Annotated in this window: 16 protein-coding genes and 1 tRNA gene; 7 read left to right on the forward strand and 10 right to left on the reverse strand. The window is 69.4% G+C overall.

Features of this window, described 5'->3' with window-relative positions; all coding sequences use genetic code 11:
* Positions 1-41: 41 nt before the first annotated feature.
* The 6 genes from rpsU to VZL07_RS02645 all read left to right on the forward strand — a co-directional run bounded on the left by rpsU (position 42) and on the right by VZL07_RS02645 (position 5811).
* Entirely contained in the window at positions 42-236 is a 195-nt protein-coding gene (rpsU, locus tag VZL07_RS02620; protein WP_002614080.1) for a 30S ribosomal protein S21, read from the forward strand.
* 104 nt (positions 237-340) lie between these two features.
* Positions 341-799: a GatB/YqeY domain-containing protein gene (locus VZL07_RS02625; RefSeq protein ID WP_426753739.1), complete on the forward strand. Its 459-nt coding sequence runs from the start codon at positions 341-343 to the stop codon at positions 797-799.
* 330 nt (positions 800-1129) lie between these two features.
* Complete coding sequence (dnaG, locus tag VZL07_RS02630) at positions 1130-2950, forward strand: DNA primase (protein WP_426753740.1); 1821 nt, start codon at positions 1130-1132, stop codon at positions 2948-2950.
* 92 nt (positions 2951-3042) lie between these two features.
* Entirely contained in the window at positions 3043-5169 is a 2127-nt protein-coding gene (rpoD, locus tag VZL07_RS02635; RefSeq protein WP_426753741.1) for an RNA polymerase sigma factor RpoD, read from the forward strand.
* Positions 5170-5249: 80 nt separating this feature from the next.
* Positions 5250-5636, forward strand: coding sequence for an MGMT family protein (locus VZL07_RS02640; protein WP_426753742.1), 387 nt, complete (start codon positions 5250-5252; stop codon positions 5634-5636).
* Positions 5637-5738: 102 nt separating this feature from the next.
* Positions 5739-5811, forward strand: a tRNA-Ile gene (locus tag VZL07_RS02645).
* Positions 5812-6149: 338 nt separating this feature from the next.
* Here VZL07_RS02645 and VZL07_RS02650 read toward each other — a convergent pair.
* The 5 genes from VZL07_RS02650 to VZL07_RS02670 form a co-directional block, all read right to left on the reverse strand.
* Complete coding sequence (locus VZL07_RS02650; RefSeq protein ID WP_426753743.1) at positions 6150-7520, reverse strand: hypothetical protein; 1371 nt, start codon at positions 7518-7520, stop codon at positions 6150-6152.
* Positions 7521-7872: 352 nt separating this feature from the next.
* Complete coding sequence (locus VZL07_RS02655) at positions 7873-8163, reverse strand: dihydrofolate reductase family protein (RefSeq protein WP_426753744.1); 291 nt, start codon at positions 8161-8163, stop codon at positions 7873-7875.
* A 121-nt stretch (positions 8164-8284) separates the two neighbouring features.
* On the reverse strand, positions 8285-8593 hold the full coding sequence (locus VZL07_RS02660; RefSeq protein WP_426753745.1) for a hypothetical protein: 309 nt from the start codon (positions 8591-8593) through the stop codon (positions 8285-8287).
* 50 nt (positions 8594-8643) lie between these two features.
* On the reverse strand, positions 8644-10116 hold the full coding sequence (locus VZL07_RS02665) for a sensor histidine kinase (RefSeq protein WP_426753746.1): 1473 nt from the start codon (positions 10114-10116) through the stop codon (positions 8644-8646).
* Positions 10113-10787: a response regulator transcription factor gene (locus VZL07_RS02670; protein WP_426753747.1), complete on the reverse strand. Its 675-nt coding sequence runs from the start codon at positions 10785-10787 to the stop codon at positions 10113-10115. Before VZL07_RS02670 ends, VZL07_RS02665 begins: the two co-directional genes overlap by 4 nt.
* A gap of 159 nt (positions 10788-10946) precedes the next feature.
* Here VZL07_RS02670 and VZL07_RS02675 point away from each other — a divergent pair, with 159 nt between their 5' ends.
* Complete coding sequence (locus VZL07_RS02675) at positions 10947-12104, forward strand: alpha/beta fold hydrolase (RefSeq protein WP_426753748.1); 1158 nt, start codon at positions 10947-10949, stop codon at positions 12102-12104.
* Positions 12105-12369: 265 nt separating this feature from the next.
* On the opposite strand, the gene VZL07_RS02680 is transcribed toward VZL07_RS02675, so the two are convergent.
* The 5 genes from VZL07_RS02680 to VZL07_RS02700 all read right to left on the reverse strand — a co-directional run bounded on the left by VZL07_RS02680 (position 12370) and on the right by VZL07_RS02700 (position 20971).
* Positions 12370-13287, reverse strand: coding sequence for a M14 family metallopeptidase (locus VZL07_RS02680; protein ID WP_426753749.1), 918 nt, complete (start codon positions 13285-13287; stop codon positions 12370-12372).
* Positions 13284-13547, reverse strand: a complete 264-nt coding sequence (locus VZL07_RS02685; RefSeq protein ID WP_426753750.1) for a hypothetical protein — start codon at positions 13545-13547, stop codon at positions 13284-13286. The genes VZL07_RS02680 and VZL07_RS02685 overlap by 4 nt, the downstream gene beginning before the upstream one ends.
* Positions 13548-13668: 121 nt before the next feature.
* The gene (locus VZL07_RS02690; RefSeq protein WP_426753751.1) at positions 13669-14082 is read right to left on the reverse strand and encodes a DUF1801 domain-containing protein; all 414 of its coding nucleotides are present in this window, start codon (positions 14080-14082) and stop codon (positions 13669-13671) included.
* A gap of 201 nt (positions 14083-14283) precedes the next feature.
* On the reverse strand, positions 14284-17553 hold the full coding sequence (locus VZL07_RS02695; RefSeq protein WP_426753752.1) for a hypothetical protein: 3270 nt from the start codon (positions 17551-17553) through the stop codon (positions 14284-14286).
* A 16-nt stretch (positions 17554-17569) separates the two neighbouring features.
* Positions 17570-20971, reverse strand: coding sequence for a hypothetical protein (locus VZL07_RS02700; RefSeq protein ID WP_426753753.1), 3402 nt, complete (start codon positions 20969-20971; stop codon positions 17570-17572).
* Positions 20972-20976 lie beyond the last annotated feature (5 nt).

Below are 20976 nucleotides of genomic sequence, written 5' to 3' on the forward strand. Positions count from 1 at the left end.
ATCTACACCCACATCTACGTACGGCGGAAGGAGGTGACTGCATGCCCGGTATCCGAGTGAAGGAAGGAGAGTCCATTGAGAGCGCCCTCAAGCGCTTCAAGAAGGCCACCGAGAAGGCCGGAATCCTTTCCGAGATCCGTAAGCGCGAGCACTACGAGAAGCCTTCCGTGAAGCGGAAGAAGAAGGCCCTCGCCGCCAAGAAGCGCGCTGTGAAGAAGGCCCGCAAGTCGTTCTAGGCGCGTGCCTCGCGCGAGGAGCCGGGGCGCCACCGCGGTCAGGTGCCCTGGCTCCCGCCGTCGAAGTCCCCTGAACAACGTCTCACCCTCCCGGAGTCGCGACCATGGCCACCCTGAAGGAGCGGATCGACGCGGACCTGAAGGACGCGATGCGGTCCAAGAACGAGCTGACGCTCGGCGTACTGCGGATGCTCAAGAGCGCGGTGAAGTACAAGGAAGTGGAGCCCGGCGCCTCCGCCCTGGACGACGCGGGAGTCCTCTCCGTCATCACCGGCCTCATCAAGCAGCGCCGCGACTCCATCGAGCAGTTCAAGTCGGGCGGCCGCCCGGAGCTGGCGGAGAAGGAAGAGGCGGAGATCGGCGTCCTCCAGAACTACCTGCCCAAGCAGCTGACCGCCGACGAGCTGGCCGCCGAGGTGCGCGCCGCCATCGCGGAGACGGGCGCCAAGGGCCCCAAGGACATGGGCGCGGTGATGAAGCACCTCAACCCCAAGCTCCAGGGCAAGGCCGAAGGCCGGGCCATCTCCGAGGCCGTCAAGGCGGAGCTCGCGAAGCTCTCCTGAAGATTCCACCGTTCTGAGGTGGGCGCTGGCGCTGTCGGGAAACCGGCGGCGCCTTTGCATTATAGGGCTGGACAGGGATGCGGAAACTTGCTCCCTCGCTTCCCCATCATTAAGTGCCTGGGTCAGTCCCGCCGTGGCCTCCGCTCACCCCAGCGGGCGCCCCGCGCCGGGGCCAGGAGTCCACCCCATGCAGCGACCACCCCCTTCCCTTCCGAGCGCTCCGGCAGCCCCCCTCCCGGGAGTGATCCGCCAGGTCGGCCGGTGGGCAGGCAACGTCAGCCCCGGACGGCAGGATGGAGGGGCTGGCCCCACCCTGGGGTGGGCCAGGGGGTGGGAGCCGTGATTCCCGAGCACAAGATCCAGGAAGTCATCGAGCGGGTGGACCTCGTCGGGCTCATCTCCCGGCACGTGGAGCTGAAGAAGGCCGGCCGGGAATGGAAGGCGTGCTGTCCCTTCCATCAGGAGAAGACGCCCTCCTTCTACGTGGTGCCGGAGAAGCGCTTCTATTTCTGCCACGGCTGCCGCGCGAGCGGCGACGCGGTGTCCTTCGTCCAGCGCTACCTGGGGAAGACCTTCCTGGACGCGGTCAGGGACCTGGCGCGCGAAATCGGCGTGGACCTGGAGGCCGAGCAGGACCCCAGCATGCGCGAGCGGCAGCAGCTCAAGGAGGCCACGGACCAGGCCGCCGAGCACTTCCGCGCCATGCTGTGGCACCAGGACGAGGGCCGCGCCGCCCGCGCCTACGTGGCCAGCCGGGGCGTCTCCGAGGAGACGGCCGTGGCGTTCGGCCTGGGCTGGGCGCCCCATGAATGGGCCTCCCTGACGGAGCGCTTCCACAAGCTGGGAATGCTGGAGTGGGCGGCGAAGGCCGGGCTGGTGCTCAAGCGCGGCACCGGCGACGGCTACTACGACTTCTTCCGCAGCCGGCTGATGGTGCCCATCCGCGCCCCCGAGGGCCGGCCCATCGCCTTCGGCGGGCGCCTGGTGGGCGCGGACGAAGGGCCCAAGTACCTCAACTCGCGCGAGTCCCGGCTCTACAACAAGAGCGAGACGCTCTTCGGCATGGACCAGGCGCGCGACGAGATGCGCAAGCGCAAGGCCGCCGTGCTCGTGGAGGGCTACTTCGACGCCATCGGCCTGCACCAGGTGGGCGTCCGGCACGCGGTGGCGCTCTGCTCCACCAACCTCACCGCCGGCCATATGCAGGTGCTGAAGCGCGCCGAGGCCCGCGAGCTGATTCTGCTGCTGGATGGAGACTCGGCGGGCCTCGCCGCCGTCGAGCGGCTTGCCGGTCCCCTGCTCGCCGCGGGAGCAACCGCCCGAGTGGCGCTGCTGCCTCATGGGGATGATCCGGACACCTTCGCGCGTCGAGAGGGACAGGAGGGCGTGGAACGCCTGCTGGAAGGCGCCCAGCCGCTCACCTCCCACCTGTTCGCCTCGCTCCTGCCCGAGGGCAAGGCCGCAAGCTTCGAGGAAAAGATGGCGGCGCTGGAGCGGCTGAAGCCGGTGGTGGGCCAGGTCCCCGTGGGCCTGGTGCGCGCCACCCTCTTCGGCGCCGTGGCCGAGCACTTCGGCTGGCGCCCCGCGGACGTGGAGGCAGCCCTGCGCAGCAAGGTGCCCCTCGCCAAGCCCGCTGGCGGGGACGCACCTCCTTCGAGCCCCAACCGTCCGGCCGCGCCCCTGGAGAAGCCTCCCCCCGCGCTGGAGTCCTTTTACGTGGCCGCGGTGTTGAGAGAGCCACGGTTGATGGCGCGGGACACCTTCCGCGTGTGTGACGAACTGTCCCACATGGGCCTGCGGATGGCGCTGGCCCACGCGACGTCCGGGCACGGCGCCAACGACGCGCTCTTCGAATCCACGGATGCCGTGAAGCGCGGCATCGAGGGCGCGCTGCGGCAGCTCCCCACGGACCCCCTGCAGCTGGAGGGGGCGTTCCTGTCCATCTGCCGGGAAATCATGGTGCGGCGCATCGACGAGCGGCTCGTTTATATAAAGCGGGCGACGGAACAGACGCCGGGGGCGTTCGACCTGACAGAGGAGACGCGCCAGCTCCTGGCGGAGCGCGTGGAACTGTTGGCGCTCAAGAAGCGTGTCCTGGAGGAGCTCAAGCCTGCCTCCTCGGGAACAAAGGCGCCCATGCAACCGGTTTGAGTTCGCGTTTGTAAGAAACCCTGACTTTGCGGTAGATCGGCCGGCTCGCCCAGGCCTCAAGCCCCTGAATTTGCTCAAGGAGAAGTACCCGAATGCCGACGCAGAAGCCCTCAAAGGCGTCCGTGAAGCCCACCAAGAAGAAGGTGGATCCGGTGATCCGCAAGAAGAAGGCTCCGGACGGTGCCACGGCAAAGGGGGCCAAGGCGGGCGCCGAGGAGAAGGAAGAACTCGTCGCGAGGGACGTCGTCGCCGAGGCCACCGAGAAGCTCAAGAAGAAGAAGAAGGGCGTGGCGCCGGTGATGGGCGATGACGTGGACCCGGAAGAGGCCGCGGAAGAGGCCGCCGCCGCTGTCCAGGTCGACCCCGACGCCGTCGAGGACGACATCGAGGAGGATCCGGTCGCCGAGCGCAAGGAGGTCAAGGACCTGCTCGCCGCGGGCCGCGAGAAGGGCTTCCTCACCTACGACGAGGTCAATGACGCGCTCCCCGCCGACATCGTGTCGTCCGATCAGATCGACGACGTGATGAGCATGTTCGGCGACAACGACATCGAGATTGTCGACGCGCAGAAGGCCGCCCAGAACAACGAGATCAAGCCCACCGTCACCGTCGAGGAAGAGAAGGAAGACGCCGACGAGGACGAGAAGGACGAGGACGACGAGCCGGGCGGCAAGTCGAACGACCCGGTGCGCCTGTACCTGCGCAAGATGGGCAGCGTCAGCCTGCTCACGCGCGAGGGCGAGGTCGAGATCGCCAAGCGCATCGAGGAGGGCGAGAAGGAGGTCCTCCGCGCGCTGCTCGCGTGCAAGGTCGCCGTCGAGGAGATTCTCGACATCGGCAACAAGCTGAAGACGGCCAAGCTGCGCGTGCGCGACGTCATCAAGGACGCGCCCGAGGAGTCTCAGTCCGAGGGCGGCGACGAGGCGCCCGAGGAGGTGGGTGAGGGCGACGCTCCGGCGCAGCTGGCGCAGAGCGAGCTGAACAAGATCGAGCAGATCTGCAAGCAGATCGAGCGCTTCCGCAAGTTCGCCCAGGACTGCGACGTCCTGGAGGAAGAGCTGGCCTCCAAGAAGAAGCTGACCGAGGTCCGCAAGAAGGAAGTGAAGCAGGAGATCAAGGACCTCCGGACCAAGATGATGGAGGTCCTGGAGGAGATGCGGCTCAACAAGAAGCAGGTGGACCGCATCGTCATCAACCTCAAGTCCCTCATCGAGCGCGTCGACAAGGCCGAGGACGAGCTGCGCGACCTGGAGCGTCGCTACGACGTCTCCATGAAGGAGCTGCGCCCGCAGCTGAAGGAGTCGCGGGAGAACCCCAACATCGGCAAGAAGCTGCAGAAGCAGCTCAACCTCACGCCGGAGCAGTTGGAGGTCCTGGACCGCGACGTGCGCACGGCGGTGCGGAAGATCAAGAAGGTCGAGGAGGAGGCCAACCTCCCCGTCGACGCGCTTCGCCGCAACTACGACGCCATCCGCCTGGGTGAGCGCCGCGCCGAGCGCGCCAAGAGCGAGCTGGTAGAGGCCAACCTGCGCCTCGTGGTGTCCATCGCGAAGAAGTACACGAACCGCGGCCTGCAGTTCCTGGACCTCATCCAGGAGGGCAACATCGGCCTGATGAAGGCCGTGGACAAGTTCGAGTACAAGCGCGGCTACAAGTTCTCGACCTACGCCACCTGGTGGATTCGTCAGGCCATCACCCGCGCCATCGCGGACCAGGCCCGCACCATCCGCATCCCGGTGCACATGATCGAGACCATCAACAAGCTCATCCGCACCAGCCGCTACCTGGTGCAGGAGATTGGCCGCGAGCCGACGCCGGAGGAGATCGCGGAGAAGATGGAGCTGCCGCTCGACAAGGTCCGCAAGGTCCTGAAGATCGCGAAGGAGCCCATCTCCCTCGAGACGCCAATTGGCGAGGAAGAGGACAGCCACCTGGGCGACTTCATCGAGGACAAGAGCCTCGTGTCGCCGGCGGACGCGGTCATCAACATGAACCTGGCGGAGCAGACCCGCAAGGTGCTGGCCACGCTGACGCCGCGCGAGGAGAAGGTGCTCCGCATGCGCTTCGGCATCGGCGAGAAGTCCGACCACACGCTGGAAGAGGTGGGCCAGGACTTCGAGGTGACGCGCGAGCGCATCCGTCAGATTGAGGCCAAGGCGCTGCGCAAGCTGCGCCACCCGAGCCGCTCCAAGCGCCTGCGCTCCTTCGTGGAGAGCTGAGCCGCTCCTGAGCTGAGCTCGCACAGGGCCCCCGCTCCCTTCGTGGACCGGGGGCCTTCGTGTTTCTAGAGTCCGGGACCGTGGCACTCCGAGCGAAGACGAAGACGCAGAAGTCCGAGCCGACGAAGACGCCCCCGCCCTTCTCGAAGGCGGTGTGGCAGGCCGTGCGGGCCATCCCGCGCGGGCAGGTCCGCTCCTACGCCCAGGTGGCGCTCTACGCGGGCCGTCCAGGCGCGGCGCGCGGCGTGGGCCGGGAGATGGCCACCCTGCCCCACCAGCCGGACGTGCCGCTGCCCTGGTGGCGCGTCATCCGCTCGGACGGGACGCTGGCGCCCCAGGTGGCACACGAGCAGGCCCGGCGGCTGCGGGCCGAGGGCGTGGAGGTGGCGCAGCGTGGGGATGCCTACCGCGTGAAGGTGCCGAAGGAGGCGTCGGCGCCCAGGGCGGGCGCGAAGCGGAAGCGCTGAGGCTCGATGGGAAACTCGGTGGAGCCTGGGTGGAACGAGGCCTCTTGCCAGGACTGCGCGCCCGGCGATATGCAATCCGTCACGCGGTTGGTTGGCGCATGAGGGCCCTTAGCTCAGCGGTTAGAGCTGTCGGCTCATAACCGATTGGTCCCTGGTTCGAATCCAGGAGGGCCCACTTCCCTCAATGCCTTACAGCTCCCCGAAAATCTCTTCGAGGGTGCCTGTCCATTGAGCAGCGTCCGCTGAGCTCCACACCATCGGCGCATCACGCGGGCCTCCCAAGCAATTCTGCGAAAGTCCACACGCGGCGGTCTCTCCCTCATCGGCGCCTTCCTGGCCGCCGCCTGGGGCCCCCTCCCTTCCTCCTCTCCTGCGTGGGGAATGAGGCCCGTGTAGCTTGGCGGGCGGGGAACCCAGCGCCCCACCCTGGCGCGTCGCGCCTGGGCTGCCCCCGCCGGGCCGTCCCGAGCGGGGCGCCCAGCGCTCGTGCTCACATGGAGCGCGGTGACGCGGTCAGAAGTACTCGGGATGCTCGGTGGCCAGCATCTCCTCCAGCGCGCTCACGTCCTTCAGCAGGTGGTGGCCCGGCGCGATGTTCCTCGCCGCATCCCAGCACAGCCAGGCCGCGCCCATGTCCCAGGCCTCGATACAGAGGTCCCCCAGGTCCTTGTAGGCTCCTGTGAAGTATGGATTGGCCTCGATGACCTGGAGGAACAGCGCGCGCGCCTCCTGGGCCTCCCCCAGGGCTCGACGGGCCCCCGCTTCCAAGCTCTTGAGCACGTGCGCATGGCGCCCCGCCGCAGCACGGAGCTCGACAAGTGCCGGAGCCATGGCACTGGCTGAGGCCTCGTCGGTCGGAGGCCGCGACATGACCGCCCGGAAGCGGCGCACGTCCTCGTCCGGGATGCTCTGAATGACATCCCCCAGCCCCGGCACCGCCTCACCGGTTTGCAAGGCCAGCTCGAAGAACGCGAGCACGCTTTCGAGCATGCGGCCGGCGTCCACGGACTCCTTCGCTTCCATCTGCCGTTGCTCCCGCACCTGGGTGCTGTCCGGAGCTGCGCCGAGCGTCACGCGCTCCAGTGTGGCGTCGTCCGGCAGTCCGGGCCGTCCCCGCACCACGCGGCGATAGCCATCGAGTGGAGTCCCGCTGTCGGGCACGGCGTTGGCGGACTGGAGCCGCAAGGTAACGGTGCTCCCAGGGGAGCCGCGCATCTCTTTCGCGCTGTATTGGATTTCACGCGGCACTCGACCTTCCGAGGCGAGCCGTTCGAGGATGAGCGGATGGCCGTGGTAACGGTCACGGAGGAACTGGACGAAACGTCTGCCCAGGTCGGGCTCGACGTGGGTGCCGTCATCCGAGTACGCGAACAGCCGACGCCCCTCCGCGGTGGCATACACGGTGTGCCCTGCTTCGGAGGTCGCGGAGATGTCACTCTGCTTCTGGGTTCCGGAGAAGGCGGAGCGCAGCAGCCCTCCAAGCCCGGTGCGCTTGGGCGCCGCCGCATCCGCGAGCGTTCGTCCCCGCGCCTTGTCGAGCACGGAGAGCTGATGCTCCATGATGACGGGCTCGAAGTCCGAGAAGTCGCCCTGGCCGGCCGCGATGACTTCGCGAATGAGCTCGCGGTTGGGCAACTCCAAATGCCGGAAACAGACGGCCGCGTACATCGACTCGTCGGTGTACGTCCTCGCGTCCTCATCGAGTTCGATGCGACGCCGGCGCGTGAAGTCCAGAAGCACCTCGTGCTTCTCGGGCTCGCGATACCCCAACCAGCCGCGCCGCAGGCGGACCTGCGTCACATAGGTCCGGTCAGGGACAGGGGGCTCATCGGCGTTGCGCCTTCCGCCGGACTCCGTGACTTGGAAGCTCAGATCGAGACCCATGTGCCTCTCGTGTGGGCGATGCGTGGTGGCCACGCCCAGGGGGACTTCCACAATCATGCCATCCCCCCTCGGCTGGAGGGCGTTCTTGTCAGCCATCTCCATGGCACGGCCAGCAAGGCGCACCGGGGCTGCTTTCGGGGAGGGGGCCGCACGTCCACCTCAGTCCAGCGCGTCCGCAGGCCCTTGCGCGGGCAGGGCCCCACTTTTCTCCAGCAGGCGTAGCAACGTAGAGCGAGACCTCGTCGACGAGCCCGACGCGCAGCGCGTCGGCCGCGAGCGTCGGACCTTCGATAGCGACGTCGCCGTCGGAGGCCGCAATGAGCCGCCGGAGCGCCTCGAGGTCGAGCTCGCGTCACAGCTTCGTGCGCGGCGTGGTCGGCGTCTCGAGCGTGCGTGAGACCACCACCTTGACGGCGCCCCTCCACAGGTGGGCGAAGTCGACCATGACCGCGAGATCGAAGTCCTGCCAGGCGCGCAGGGTCTCGTACATGCGTCGGCCATAGACGTGCGTGAGGATGCCACGCATGCGCTTGTTCACGAAGGCGTGCACGTCTTCGTCGGGCACCGCCCAGTCGAAGTTGCGCCGCTCGTCGCAGATGAACCCGTCGAGTAAGGTGAGGTTGGAGTACACGGGTCTCCCCATCGCCTCTCCTCCGGGCCGGTCGAACCGGCCGCAGTCATGGGTCACTCTGCCTCCGCCGGCTCACGGCGCGCGTGGCAGTCGCTTCGCGGCTCACGCCCACCGCCTCGGAGTCAGCAGCCACTCACTTGAACATCACGCGGCCCGGGTAGGAGAGGAGCACGACGCACTCGCCCGAGGCGCACTCCAGTTGCTCGCACACCGCGTCGGCGTTCACGCACACCGACTCCATCGCCCCGGAGGTGAGCGGCACCGTGATGCACGCCAGCCCCTCGGCACAATGCGGCAGCGCCACACCGCAGCGCGGAGCCTCGTCAACGGACGCCCCTGCGCGCAGCGCCAGCTCACTGCTCTTGCCGGGGCCAGGCTCCGCCGAAGGACCACACCCCGCGGCGCACGACACCAGCAGCCAGCACAGCAACGTTCCACGCATTGCCCCCCTCCTGGGTAGCACCTGGCCGGCGAGGAGAGCCCGTACGCGCCTCAATCCTTGCAGCACGCTGACGGGTCGGTGCTTCTTCCCGCGGGAGCTCTTCGCACCCGCATCCGGAATGTCGCGCCGCCGCCTTCTGTGGGCAGGTGCTGCAGGCTGCCGCCGTGGCCTTCCGAGATGCGGCGGGCGATGGCCAGCCCCAGCCCGGTTCCGCTCCACTGACCTTCCCGGCGCCAGAACGGTTCGAAGATGTTCTCCCGGTCGGACTCCTCGACGCCAGGGCCGTGATCGACGACGTCGACCGTGACGATGGACGTGCTGGCTTCCATCCTGACGATCACCGTCCCGCCAGCGGGCTCGGCGCGCAGCGCATTGTCGAGCAGGTTGGCCAACGCCGACCGAAGGCCATCGGCCTGTCCCAGCACCATCTCTGAGGGCGATGCGGCTTCCAGAGCGATGGCTCGTCCGCTCCGCAGCGCCAGCGGCGCCATGTCGCTGATGAGCTCACGCAGCTGCTGGACGAGATCCAGCGCTCTCCAATCCGCCGGGGTCTGTCCCTGCATGCGGAAAGCCGCGAGCAGCTGGTCGACCATCAGCCCCAGCCGCGTCGCATCCCGCCGCAGGTCGCGCGTGCCAGGGCTGTCGCCCAGGGAGTCGAGCCGGGCGCAGAGAATCGCCACAGGAGTGCGCAACTCGTGCGCGGCATTGGCGACGAACAGTTGCTGGCGGGAGACGCCGCGCTCGAGCCTTTCCAGCAGCTGATTGATGGCCGTGACGAAGGGCTGGATCTCCTTGGGCACGCCATCGGGCGACAGCCGCTGGTCCAGCGTCTCGAGGCCGATGCCGGATGCGGCGTTGGCAGCCCTCGTGAGGGGTTGTAGCGCGCGACGCAGCATCAGTGGCAGCACGAGGACGGTGGCGAGGACGGCCGAACCAAACAGCTTCATCACGCGCGGAATCAGCGTCAGCAGCGCGGTTGGCAGGTCATCCAGTCCGAGGCGATTGCCGCTCGTCACGACGACCGCGGTCCCGATGCCGTGGACCGGGAACATCGAGACGTTCGCGCGCTGGCCATCTCCGAAGGCGATCACCGGATCTCCGCACTCACCGAGCAGCTGCACACACTGCAGGTCAGGGAAGTGCCGGTACAGGTCGGCGAGGGTGGGCGCCGGTTCGAGGTTCGCGCCAGGTGCGCCCCAGCCGCGTGGAGAGATCGCGTGGGCAAGCTGCTGCGATGAGCCGGGCACCAGGCGGCCGTCCAGGTACACGGCGTAGGCCAGCTGCGGACGTCGTGCCTGATAGGCGCGCAGAGCGCTCGAGGGCTCGATGCGAGGGTTGCCTGCCGGGTCCAGCGTGATCGACTCGGCAACGCGACGTTGGGAGGTCGCGGCGGACAAATCGTCGTGCGAGACGGAGTGGGAGAACACCATCCAGAACAGCATCAGCCCGGTGATGACGATGAGCTGCGTTGCGAGGACGGCCGCAATCAGGCGCGGCGCCAGTGAGTCCGTGAGACGCTTCATGGCTCGTCAATCAGATAGCCGACGCCCCGGACCGGGTGCAGCACCACCCCCGCGCCACAATCCTCGAGCCGCCGTCGCAGCCTGGAGATGTGTGCTTCCAGGGTGTTGGCACTGGGCTCCTCGTCGAACCCGTAGACCTCCTTGATGAGGGTGTCGCGCTGGACGACCCGCCGCGCGCGGCGCATCAGGGCGGCCAGCAGCGAGGCCTCGCGCCGGCGAAGCAGCAGCGGCCTTCCCTGCACCGTCAGCTGCCTGGAGCCGAGGTCGTACTCGATGGCGCCGCAGCGCACCGGCTGCAGCTGTCGCGCCTGTGCTGGCCGCCGCAGCACCGAGCGGATGCGCGCCCGCAGCTCGTCTGCATGGAAGGGCTTTCCCACGTAGTCATCCGCACCCGCATCCAGGCCTGCGACTCTCTCCGGAACATCTCCCATCGCGCTGATCACCAGCACGCCCGCCTCCGACTGCCTGGCACGGATCTCGGGAATCAGGCACAGGCCGTCGCCATCGGGCAGGCGGCGGTCCAGAAGCACGATCGCGTAGGCGCCCAGGTAGAGCGCGCTACGGGCCTCGGTGACCGAAGCCACGACGTCGACCGAGAAGCCCTGGGACGTTGCTTCACTTGCCACCAGCCGCGCGAGTTCCGGCTCATCCTCGACAAGGAGCGCACGCATGAGTCCCCTCCCTGTCGACGGACGCTACTCCTCCCGTGGCGAAGGCGCCGCAACAATCACCGACTGTCAGGCTCGTGCAAGCCTGCGCTGCCAGAAGAGAATGGAAGGAGGCGGGCGATGCCCCCTATGCGAGCACCTGCGTACTGTCCCGGGACCGAGATGACGAACCTCTTCCGTAATTGCTGCCTGGCCATCCTCCTGACGAGCTGTGCGGGCACCTCTACGGCCAGGGAGCAGGCTGGCCCCAGCAGCCGGCGCGAAGCGACCGCCATCGTCGCCAACCTGCGCCGGATCGTGACCCCCATGGGTGTGGAGCGGCTGGAGAAGATCCGCATCGGCGGGATCGACCAATGGGTCTCGATCCGCGGCGTTGACCGGGCGAATCCCGTGTTGCTGATGCTCCACGGAGGTCCCGGCTTCGTGTCGATGCCGACGAGCTGGTACTTCCAGCGGGGGTGGGAGGAGTACTTCACCGTCATCCAGTGGGATCAGCGCGGTGCCGGAAAAACCTACCTGGCGAATGACCCCTCCGCGGTCGCGGCGACCATGACGGCGGAGCGGATGATCGCCGATACCGAGGAGATGATTCGCTGGGCACGCAAGGAGCTCGGCAAGGAGAAGATCTTCCTGCTCGGACATTCGTGGGGCAGCTACCTCGGCCTGACCGTCGCGCAACGTCACCCGGAATGGCTGCACGCGTATATCGGAATGGGACAGGCGACCGATGTCCTGGAGAGCGAACGGCGCGGATGGCGATTTGCCATGGACAGGGCACGCGCAGCCAGAAACGGGGAGGCGATCAGGGAGCTGCAATCGATCGCGCCCTACGCGACGCATGGCGCTGCGCTCGAGCTGCCCGTCGTCGCAGTCCAGCGCAAGTGGCTCGGCTTCTATGGTGGCCAGGTGCACGGGCGGACGGGTGGCCAGGCCGAAGCGGAGGGCTTCGCGCTCTCTCCGGAGTACACGGATGCCGATCTGGCCTCGGTGTGGACCGCCAACGAGCTCTCCGAGGAGAAGCTGTTCCCCGCCGTACTGCGGGCCGACTTCAGCAACGTGACCCGGCTCGAGTGCCCGATGCTCCTCTTCAATGGCCGGCACGACTACAACGTGTCGGCAAGCGTCGCGGCCGAATGGTTCGAGCGCCTTCACGCCCCCATCAAGCACCTGGTCTGGTTCGAGAACTCGGCCCACGAGATCATGAACGAAGAGCCGGGCAAGATGCTGCTGTCTCTCGTCAGGTACGCCCGGCCCATCGCCGAGGCGGCAGGCGATGTACCGAAGCCTGCACCTCGGAACGCAGCCGCCGGGGCGCGATAGGCACGACACGCCACCCTGAAGTCCTCGCCTCGCGCGGCGCACCTGCGAGGCCTCTTCCCACTCACGGGGGCTCCCCGGCGCTCGCGCCGCCCCCGCCCGCTTCCCGTGCGCCGTCCCCACGCGCGCTGCAAGTCCTACCCCCACGCCAGCGGGTCCCGCGCCGCGGCCACCGGCGTCGCCTGCGTCGGCTCGGCCTCGTGAGCCGTCACGGCCACGAGGTCGAGCGTGGCGTGCGCTCGACGTCGAGATTGGCCTGGCACGGCCCCTACGGATGCGCCAACGCGTAATCGAGCGCCGCCGTGACCGCCGCCACCTGCGCGTCGCTGCACTGCGCGGGCGTCGCGCGCGGGCTGTCGGGGTAGACCTCGGTGGTCGTCACGTAGCGGGCGCGCGTGATGCCACCGCACAGTCCGAGCTGGCGGAGTGCGTAGTGGATGACGCCCGGGGCGACGACGGGAGAGCCAATGATCTTACCGTCGGCGTCGGGCGGGGCGATGTGGGTGACCTTCGCGACCGCGGCGATGACCGCCTGCTGGAAGTCGAGCTGCGGGTTCTCGGTGTCACCCACGACGTAGAAGCCGTCGGGGGTGTGGCCGGGCTCGAAGGGATTGCCGTCGCGCGCGGCCAAGGCGGGGCGGAACTCGGTCTCGTCCGAGTCGGTGGTCTCGTGCAGGTCCACGTGCACGAGCACGCGGTCGCGCAGCGGGGCGACCAGTCGCATGAGGGCCGCCGACTCCTCCGCGGGGCTGGGCTCGCGGAAGGAGCGGTTCGGGTCGATGGCATTCATGTTCCAGCGGTGGATCCGCTCGTAGGCCCACGGGCTGACGCATGGGGCGACGAGCAGGTTGATGCGGCCCGCGTAGCCAGCCGCATGCCGCTCGACGAACTGCAGCGCGCCGTGGACGCCGCTCGTCTCGTAGCCGTGTACCCCACCCGTGACCAGCGCCACCGGCAACCCGTCGCGCCAGTCGCGGCTCGCGAGCGCGAACAGCGGGTACGTGTCCGGCGGGTAGTCCAGCAGGCCGTACTGCACCACGTCGAAGCGCGCGCGCAGGCGCTCTATCGCGCTCAGCACGTCGGCCGCGTAGCTGCGCTTGCGGGTCTGGCGGGACCGCCAGGCCGTGACTTCCGCCTCGCCCCAGGGACGTCCGGGGGAACCAATGGGGTACGGTGCAGTGCTCATATCGGCGATTCTAGAGCGGGTTGCGGGCCGCTACCCGGGCTTCTCGTGTGTGACATCAGGCGTTCGATGCATTCGCCCGCGCCTTTGGGACAGTGAACCGCCAGCGGCACCCGTGCCTTGAGCAACAGCGTTGCCGTGGTGTGGCGCAGGTCGTGGAAACGGGTGGCGCGCGGCGTGGGCACGGGCCACAGCAGAACACCGCAGCCCGCCTTGGCGCAGCGGCGCACGTCAGCCTTGGGCTTGTGCTTGGTCAGCAGCAAGTCGACCGTCTCGACCCGGCCCTCAGCGGCGCCGTGGCGCAGGCGGACAACAGGGCGGCGGCGACGATAAGGGTGCGCATGAGCACCCGCAATCCGCCCGTCCGTGCGCGAAACAAGCGGCTCAGGGATAGCGGCGTTTCATCTCCTCCCAGCTCGCGACGCACAGCTCGCGCAGCACGCCCATGTCCACCTGCTCCAGCCGTTTGATGTAGAGACAGGCCACGCTGGTCGTGTGCGGCCCCAGGCGCGCCAGCATCGCTTCCGTTTCCGGGGTCGAGGCGAGATAGAGGGTCAGCGCGGCCTTGCGTGGCGAAAAGCCCATGCGCGGCCAGTCGGTGGACCTGCCGTCAGCGGTGACGTTGGCGTAGCGGCCAAAGCCGACGATGGACGGCCCCCAAAGGACCGGCGCCTCGCCCGTGACCTCCTGCATCAGGGCGCAGACGGCCTGGCCCTCATCGCGTCGCCGCGCCGGTTCGACAGCGGCCAGGAAGTCCTCAACCGAGGCGTCCGTCGGCTTGGTCTTCGGCCCGCTCATCCGTAGCATCCTCGTCAGGGCTGGGTTCAGCTCAGGTCGGCAGTCTGCACCGGCCCGATCCGCCCCGCCAGACACCGGCCGCGTGCGCAGCCAGCTGCCCTCCGGCGCGTGGCGCCCCACCAGGCGCCGTCCACGAAAATGAAGTCGTCTCCGCCGCGCCGTCCAGGCACTCTCCACCGCTGGACGCCTCGCCTCCCCCGCTCAGGACATGTACTCGAGGGCGAAGAGCTCCGCCCACAGGGAAGTCTCCTCGGCCACCGCCTTGCCATCCGGGTTGGCCTGGCGCAGGAGCGCGTCGGTGATGGGCGCCGCGTCGGCGGTGCGCTTGAGCGGCTCCACGAAGCCGCCCCCGCCGGTCTCCAGCACCTCCGACACCACGTCGAACGCGGTGGACAGGTCCCCCAGGCGCACGAAGCCGGGGTGGGCCATGTTGCCCTCCGTGGCGGGGATGCCCAGCCTCCGGGCCATCAGCGTCCGGCGGAAGTGGGCGATGGAGGGGCACACGTCCTGCTCGTACACCGTGTCGGTGAAGACCAGGTCGCTGCTGGCGTCGAACGTCAGCCCGCGGCGGCGCAGCGTGCTGGAGCCCACCAGCGCCCAGGTGTCATCCACGATGATGCTCGTCGTCGCCAGCCGGCTCGGACGGCCAGGAAAGCCCATGGGGTGGAAGACGCGCTTGCGGTCCGCTGGCAGCGAGTCCAGCCGCGCCTGGCGGTCCTTCAGCTCGTAGTCGATGAAGCTCTGGAACCGGGGCGGGGAGTCCGTCTGCCTCGGCGTGCACAGCACCACCTGAAGCGTCGGCACTTCCATCATCCGCGCCAGCAGCACGCTGAAGAGGTCCTCGGGCGCGGGGGTCTGGGTGCCCTGCACCAGGCGGGTGGTGCCCAGGCCCGGCGTCTCGATGTAGACGAACCGCCGCGCCCGGCCCAGCGCCGCCCGCAGCGCCCACTCGGTGTCGCGCCGTCCGTACACCGCCGTCACCACGCGCCGGTCCAGTTCCTGGAACAGCCGCTGCTTGCGCAGGTTGGCCGTGGCCACGGGCAGGTTCAGGTCGGTGACGGCCTGGTTCACCTCGTCGCGGATGTCCGTCAGCATCTGCCGCGTGGGGGCCGCCACCTCGATGTCGTTGCCGTCCACCGTGACGGTCTTCCCCTGCAGCCGGGTGTCGATCCAGTCCACCAGGTCCGAGAAGTTGTTGGCGGGGTTCGTCCACCCGGCCCGCGCCGTGGCGTAGTCGCCCATCTCATCCTTGAGGAAGTACAGGCCCGGCATCTCGGCCAGCGGCGCGGTGTTCTGGAGCACCGCGCCCGCGAAGGTGCCGGCCGCGGGCGCCGCGGGCGCATCCCAGTCCGACCCGAAGAGCACGACCAGCCCCGTCGGGAGGAACCGCGTGCGCCGCAGCCCCAGCACCGTCAGGTCATGCCTCAGCAACCCGCCCGAGGTGGACACGCCGACGGGCTGGACCTCGCGCCCCCCCGGCCCGCCCGGTGAGCCCAGGCGCGACTGCGCGGACAGCGTCTCCGGCGTGAGCCGGCCTCCAGAGATGACGGCGCTGGAGAAGCTGGACACCACCAGGTCCCGGCACGCCATGGTGGGAAAGCGCGGGGGCTCACGCCCCACGGGCCCTGGCGCGCCCGGATTCTCCGGCTCCACGCCCACCAGGCCCCAGAGCAGGTCCAGCGCGCTGCCGGCTCCCGGCGGCGTCAGCCCCAGCACCCGGGCGCTGCAGGTGCTCTTGTACACGCCGGCGAGGCCAAAGGCGTTGGCCACCGGCGCCACGGGCAGATTGGTGTCCGGCACGGTGCTGCTGGAGGCGATGCTCACGTCCTGGTTCCCGAAGATGCGGGCCACTAGCGCGCCATTCATCAACTGGTCGCTGACGAGCGCCAGGTCGTAGCGCAGCACCGCGTTGGCCGGGATGCTCTTCACCGTCCCATCGAGGCCCACCAGGCCGAAGGGGTCCTTCAGCACCAGCGACACGGACGTCTGATTCGTGGCCACCACCGCGCCCGCCCCGTCGCCCCGCGTCACCACCGCGTCCTCGGAGAACTTCCGGGGGAAGACGTGCACCGCCGTGCCCGGCTCCAGGTTGTTCAGCGTCAGCAGCACGTCCGGCGTGGTCGTCCCCTGCACGGTGATGTACGCCGCGGTCCCAGAGAAACTCCGCGTGACGAGGTAGTCGGGCGGCAGCGCCCCGGGCCCGGTCGCAGGCTGCGGCGCGAAGGCGGGCCACTTCGAGCCCGCGCCCACCACTGCGGGCACCGTGAAGGTGTCGTCCAGTGCCTGGGCCACGCACTGGAACTGGCTGTTGGGGGGAGCCCCCGCCAGCACCGCCTGCGCCGCCCCCAGCACGTCGTTGCCGTCCGGCAGCGGGGTGAGCGTCTCCGCCATGCGCACCGCCGGGCGCTGCTCCAGCGCCACGCCGTTGGCGCGGGCGAAGTCCGGGTCCGGCGTGCCGAGCAGGAACGCATCCAGGTCCATCACCCGCACCGTGAAGAAGTCCCGGAACATGGCTGGGCGCGGTCCGGGCTGGGCGCCGGTGATGGCGCCCGACAGGTCTGGAAGCGGCGTGGGCGGCGTGAAGGCCACCCCCAGCGTGCCCCGGTGCGGCGAGCCCAGCACCAGCGTGGCGGGCTGGCCATCGTTCCGGGTGACGGTGCCCCCAAGGCCATCGGTCAGGTCGCACAGGCCGGTGGCGGCATCCACCGCGCCAATGCCGCCCAGGCCCGCGCCTGAGTGGGGCTGACCCTCCGGGCCGCACAGCCGCAGCCTCACCCGGTTCGGGTTGCCCTGGGAGAGTCCCTGAGCCACGAAACCCAGCAGGTTCTGCGCCGGGGGGTCCACCAGCAGCAGCGGCATCCACATCAGCGACGGGTGGTACGCCAGGAGGATGTTGAGCGCGGAGAACACCGCCAGCGGGTCAATGGGCTGCCCGTGCACGTCGTAGATGCGCAGGTCCTCGTACTGGCCCAGTTCGTCTCCCGGGTTCACCCCGCCGTTGAGCTTGAGCGCCAGGTTGGGCGTCATGTCCTGCGCGGAGTAGAAGAAGTACTTCGGCACCGGGCGCACCGGCACGCCGCGCGGGTTCACCGGGTTGCCTGGCACCGCGGGCGTCTCCAGCAGCTCGCAGTACAGGCGGGACAGGCGCGCGTAGAGCTGCGGGAAGAGCGTGACGAGCACCCCCGTGCCCTGCTCCGGCGTCCCGTCCGCGCGCACCAGCGGCACGCCCAGGGGCAGGTTGGCCGTGGTGTCCACCTGCCGCATCGTCCCCGCCATCAGGGCAATCCAGGTCGCCGGGGTGTTGGTGCCCTCCACCAGGCCCCGCAGGGTGAGGGGGGGCTGCCCATCGGGGTCCTCCCTGGACGTGAAGGTGACCCCATTCGCCACCCAGGGGCTCCAGGCGATGCGGGGCATGGCCAGGCCGAAGGCCTGCATCCCCAGCTTGCTCAGGACGTTCATCACAACAGTCATGGCGTGGCCCCTCTCCTTACGGCCCGTTGAACAACTGCGCGATGGGCACTTCCGTGGCCCGCCCCAGCGGATCCACCAGCCGCAGCACGAAGGGTGAGCCCCAGATGGGCCGTGGGTACGACTGCTGCGTCTGCGGGTCCGTCACCAGCTCCGTCTTTCCCAGCAGCTTCACGTACAGCCGGTACTGCGCGGGGAAGGCGTTGTTCGGGCTGCGGAAGAACTGCAGCAGGTGCCCCGACTGCATGACGCCCCCCACCATGTCGTCGGGATTGGGGAACGCCCCCTGCGCCGCCAGCTCGTGCGTCTTCGCCTGGAGCACCCGGTTCCGCGTGGGCACGCCCCGGGCCGACACGCCCGTCTGGTACAGCTCGATGAGGGCCACGCCCAGGGGCGATAGCCGGTGTGGCAGGTCCGTCTGGAAGGTGAGCATGTTGACGCCGTCATTCGCGTCCACCCAGGTGTTCCCCAGGAAGTCGAGCGACGGCGGAGCCGGCGGCGTGTGGAACACCTCCACCACGCTGGACGCCTCGGACTCGCCCGGGTAGCGCCCATGCATCACCGGGTCGTCAGGCTGCATGCCGCCCAGCGCCTGCGCCCGGTAGTAGAACGGGAACCAGGATGGCGCCTGCGCGTCCAACAGCACCCGCGTCTCCACCAACTCCGCGCTGCCCAGGGACTTCGGCACCAGCTCCGTCTGCCATTGCGGCGCGGTGTGGCCGTACACCGCGGGCCCCATCAGCCCCACGTCCCGGGCCTGCACCTCGCGGCGGACGCGGTGGAGCCGGAAGCCGTCTGCCTCGGGTCCGGGCCCGGGGTGCACGGTGAGCCGGATGCCCCCCGGCTCCGAGCGCGCCATCAGCACCGGCTGGCCCGGCTGCACCCGCTCCGGCACGCCCACTGCGTACATCTCCGACGAGCGCGTGGATTCCACGCCCGTCTTCGACACCGCGGAGAAGCGATAGAGGAAGAGCATTCCCGACGAGCCCGGCAGGGCCGCCTCGAACTCCTTCACCTTCAGGGGCTTCTCGTTGAGGCGGGTGAAGACACGGATGGAGTCCTCGTCGCCGGACATGGCCGCTTTGCGCACGGTGTCCTTGAGCAGCAGCGCGCGCTCCTGGATGCCCTCGGGCAGGGCCAGGTTGGCCTTCTTCGCCAGTGCGGACTCGGTGGCCATCCACACCATGTAGCCGTCCGCGGCCGGGTCCCCATCCCACGTCAGCCGGGCGCGGGCCTTCCCGGTGACGTCCGGCAGCGACGTCCACTTCACCTGCGGCGGCGTCAGGTCCACGGAAGGCGGCGTGGGGTCGAAGACGTACGTGACACGAGGCCCCACCGACGCGCTCCACGCGCCGGGCGCGGGAGGCGCGGGGCGCACCGCCTCGCTGCCGCGCGCATAGGCGGCATAGCCCACCTTCTTCAGGGACGCGGTGAAGTCCACCGCGCCGCCGTCCAGGATGAGCCGGTAGCGCCGCACGTCCGAGTTGCCGTCCGCCACCGCCCCCAGCACCTGCACGGTGCCCTGCCCCGCGTGGGCGGCGCTGGCGAGGTAGGGCTGCTCGGCGGCGTCGAAGCGCACGTGCACCGGCGTCCCCGCGCCCGCCGGCGTCAGCGCGAAGCCCGCGGGCGGCGCGGGGTCCGGCTCCACGCCCTCGCCGGGAAAGAAGCGCCCGGTGAATTCGAGGGTGTGCGGGCTGCGGTCCCCCCAGTCCCAGGCGAAGTCCACCACCCACCTGCCATGGAGGGTGGCGCCGGTCTCCCCCGGGTTGGGCTCGAACATCACCTTGTCCACGCCGGGCCGGGCCACCGCGTCCGCGGTGGAGTTGAAGGACGCCTGCGTCCAGGTGGTGGACCAGCGGCCGAAGACATCCGTGCCGATGACGAAGTAGCGCGTGGTGTTGCTGCCGCTGGAGGGCTGCCGGCCGTACCGGTCCACGTAGTGCGAGCGGGTCCCGGGCATCACCACGCCCTCCACCGTCCCCGGCCGAGCTGGCACATAGGGCTGGTAGCCCTTGCCGCCCAGGCGGGGCACGTTGAGGATGACGGGCGTGGCGCCCGCCCGCTCCGCGACCAGGCCATAGGACTGGGGCAGGAGCGACGGCAGCCACTCGAGCCGACGGGACTCGTACGCCTGCGTATCCCGCGACGGCGGCCTGTCGCGCGACAGCAGCGAGGCGGTCAGGGACTGCGCGGGCAGGGGCTCCGGGCGCACCTCGGCGATGGCGGCCAGCTCCACGTCCCACTCCACCTGGGTGCCCATCACCTGGGCCAGCACGTGGAAGGGCGCGACCACCATGTAGTCATGGGGAAGGTCCACCATGCCCGTGGGCCGCACATACGAGGAGGGCAGCGGCAGGTTCAGCCCGCCGCCCTTGGGCGCGGACACGGTGGCCGGGGGCGGGAGGTCGATGGTGCCGTACCCCAGCCCGGTGGCCGCGAAGCTGTCGGTGGCCACGTTCACCATCGACGTGCTGACCACCGGCAGGCGGAACGTCGTCGTTCCCTCGGGAGGCACATTCTGGCCCACCTGGACGAGCCCATCCAGCACCTGGGTGACGACGAAGTCGCGCTGCTGCCGCGTCGGGTCGCTGTCCACCGTCTGCGACAGGCATGCGCGCACTGCCCGGAAGAAGGAGCGCCCGCCCGAGCCCGCGCGGCCGTTCACCATCTCCTGGAGGAAGAGCTCCGGGTCCGGCGCGGGCCAGGCCGGGGACACCACCACGCCAGGAACCGGCGGCGGGTCCACCTGCATCAGCGCGGCGATCTTCAGCCGCAGCTGCGCGGCGTCGTACCCCGTCTTGTTCGCGGGCGCGTAGCCCTGGAGGACGGCGCCGTCATAGACGGGCGCGGCCGCCTCTCCCGCCTTGTAGGGCAGCCCTACCACCTGGATGGGCTGGTTCCAGGAGGGCAGGTTCACCAGCGTCTCCTGGGGAATGCCTACCAGCGTGTTCACCGTGCCCACGCCGCTGAAGCCCAGGCTGGCGATGCCGTGCGCCCGGAAGCGCCCCCAGCCAGACCCGCTGAACGTGATGCGCTGGCCAGGCAGGGGCTCACCATACGTGTCCCGCGCCACCACCGTCAGCGAGTTGCCCGCCGCCAGGGTGACCCGGAGCGCCACGTCGAACATGGTGTTGCTGCCCCACGTCCACTTCGTGTTGGCCGGCACGGCGAACGCGCCCGCCGCCAGCAATTGGCCGTGCAGGTTGAGGTCGTCCCCCGTGCGCAGCCGCCGGTAGACCTGGAACGGCCGGCGCGGAAAGCCCAGCATCGGCCGCGACATCCACCGCAGCGCCACCGAGGGCCCGGTGGTGTGCGTGATGTAGAGGAGCGGCTTGACCAGCTCCTGGCGCTTCTGGCGGTCCGCCTCGCTCAGGGGGCCGGCGTGCAGCATCAGGCCCCGGGACCAAACGGTTCTAGCCATGGCGC

This window comes from Pseudomyxococcus flavus (assembly GCF_050038885.1).
In the GTDB taxonomy this organism is placed as follows: Bacteria; Myxococcota; Myxococcia; order Myxococcales; family Myxococcaceae; genus Myxococcus; species Myxococcus flavus.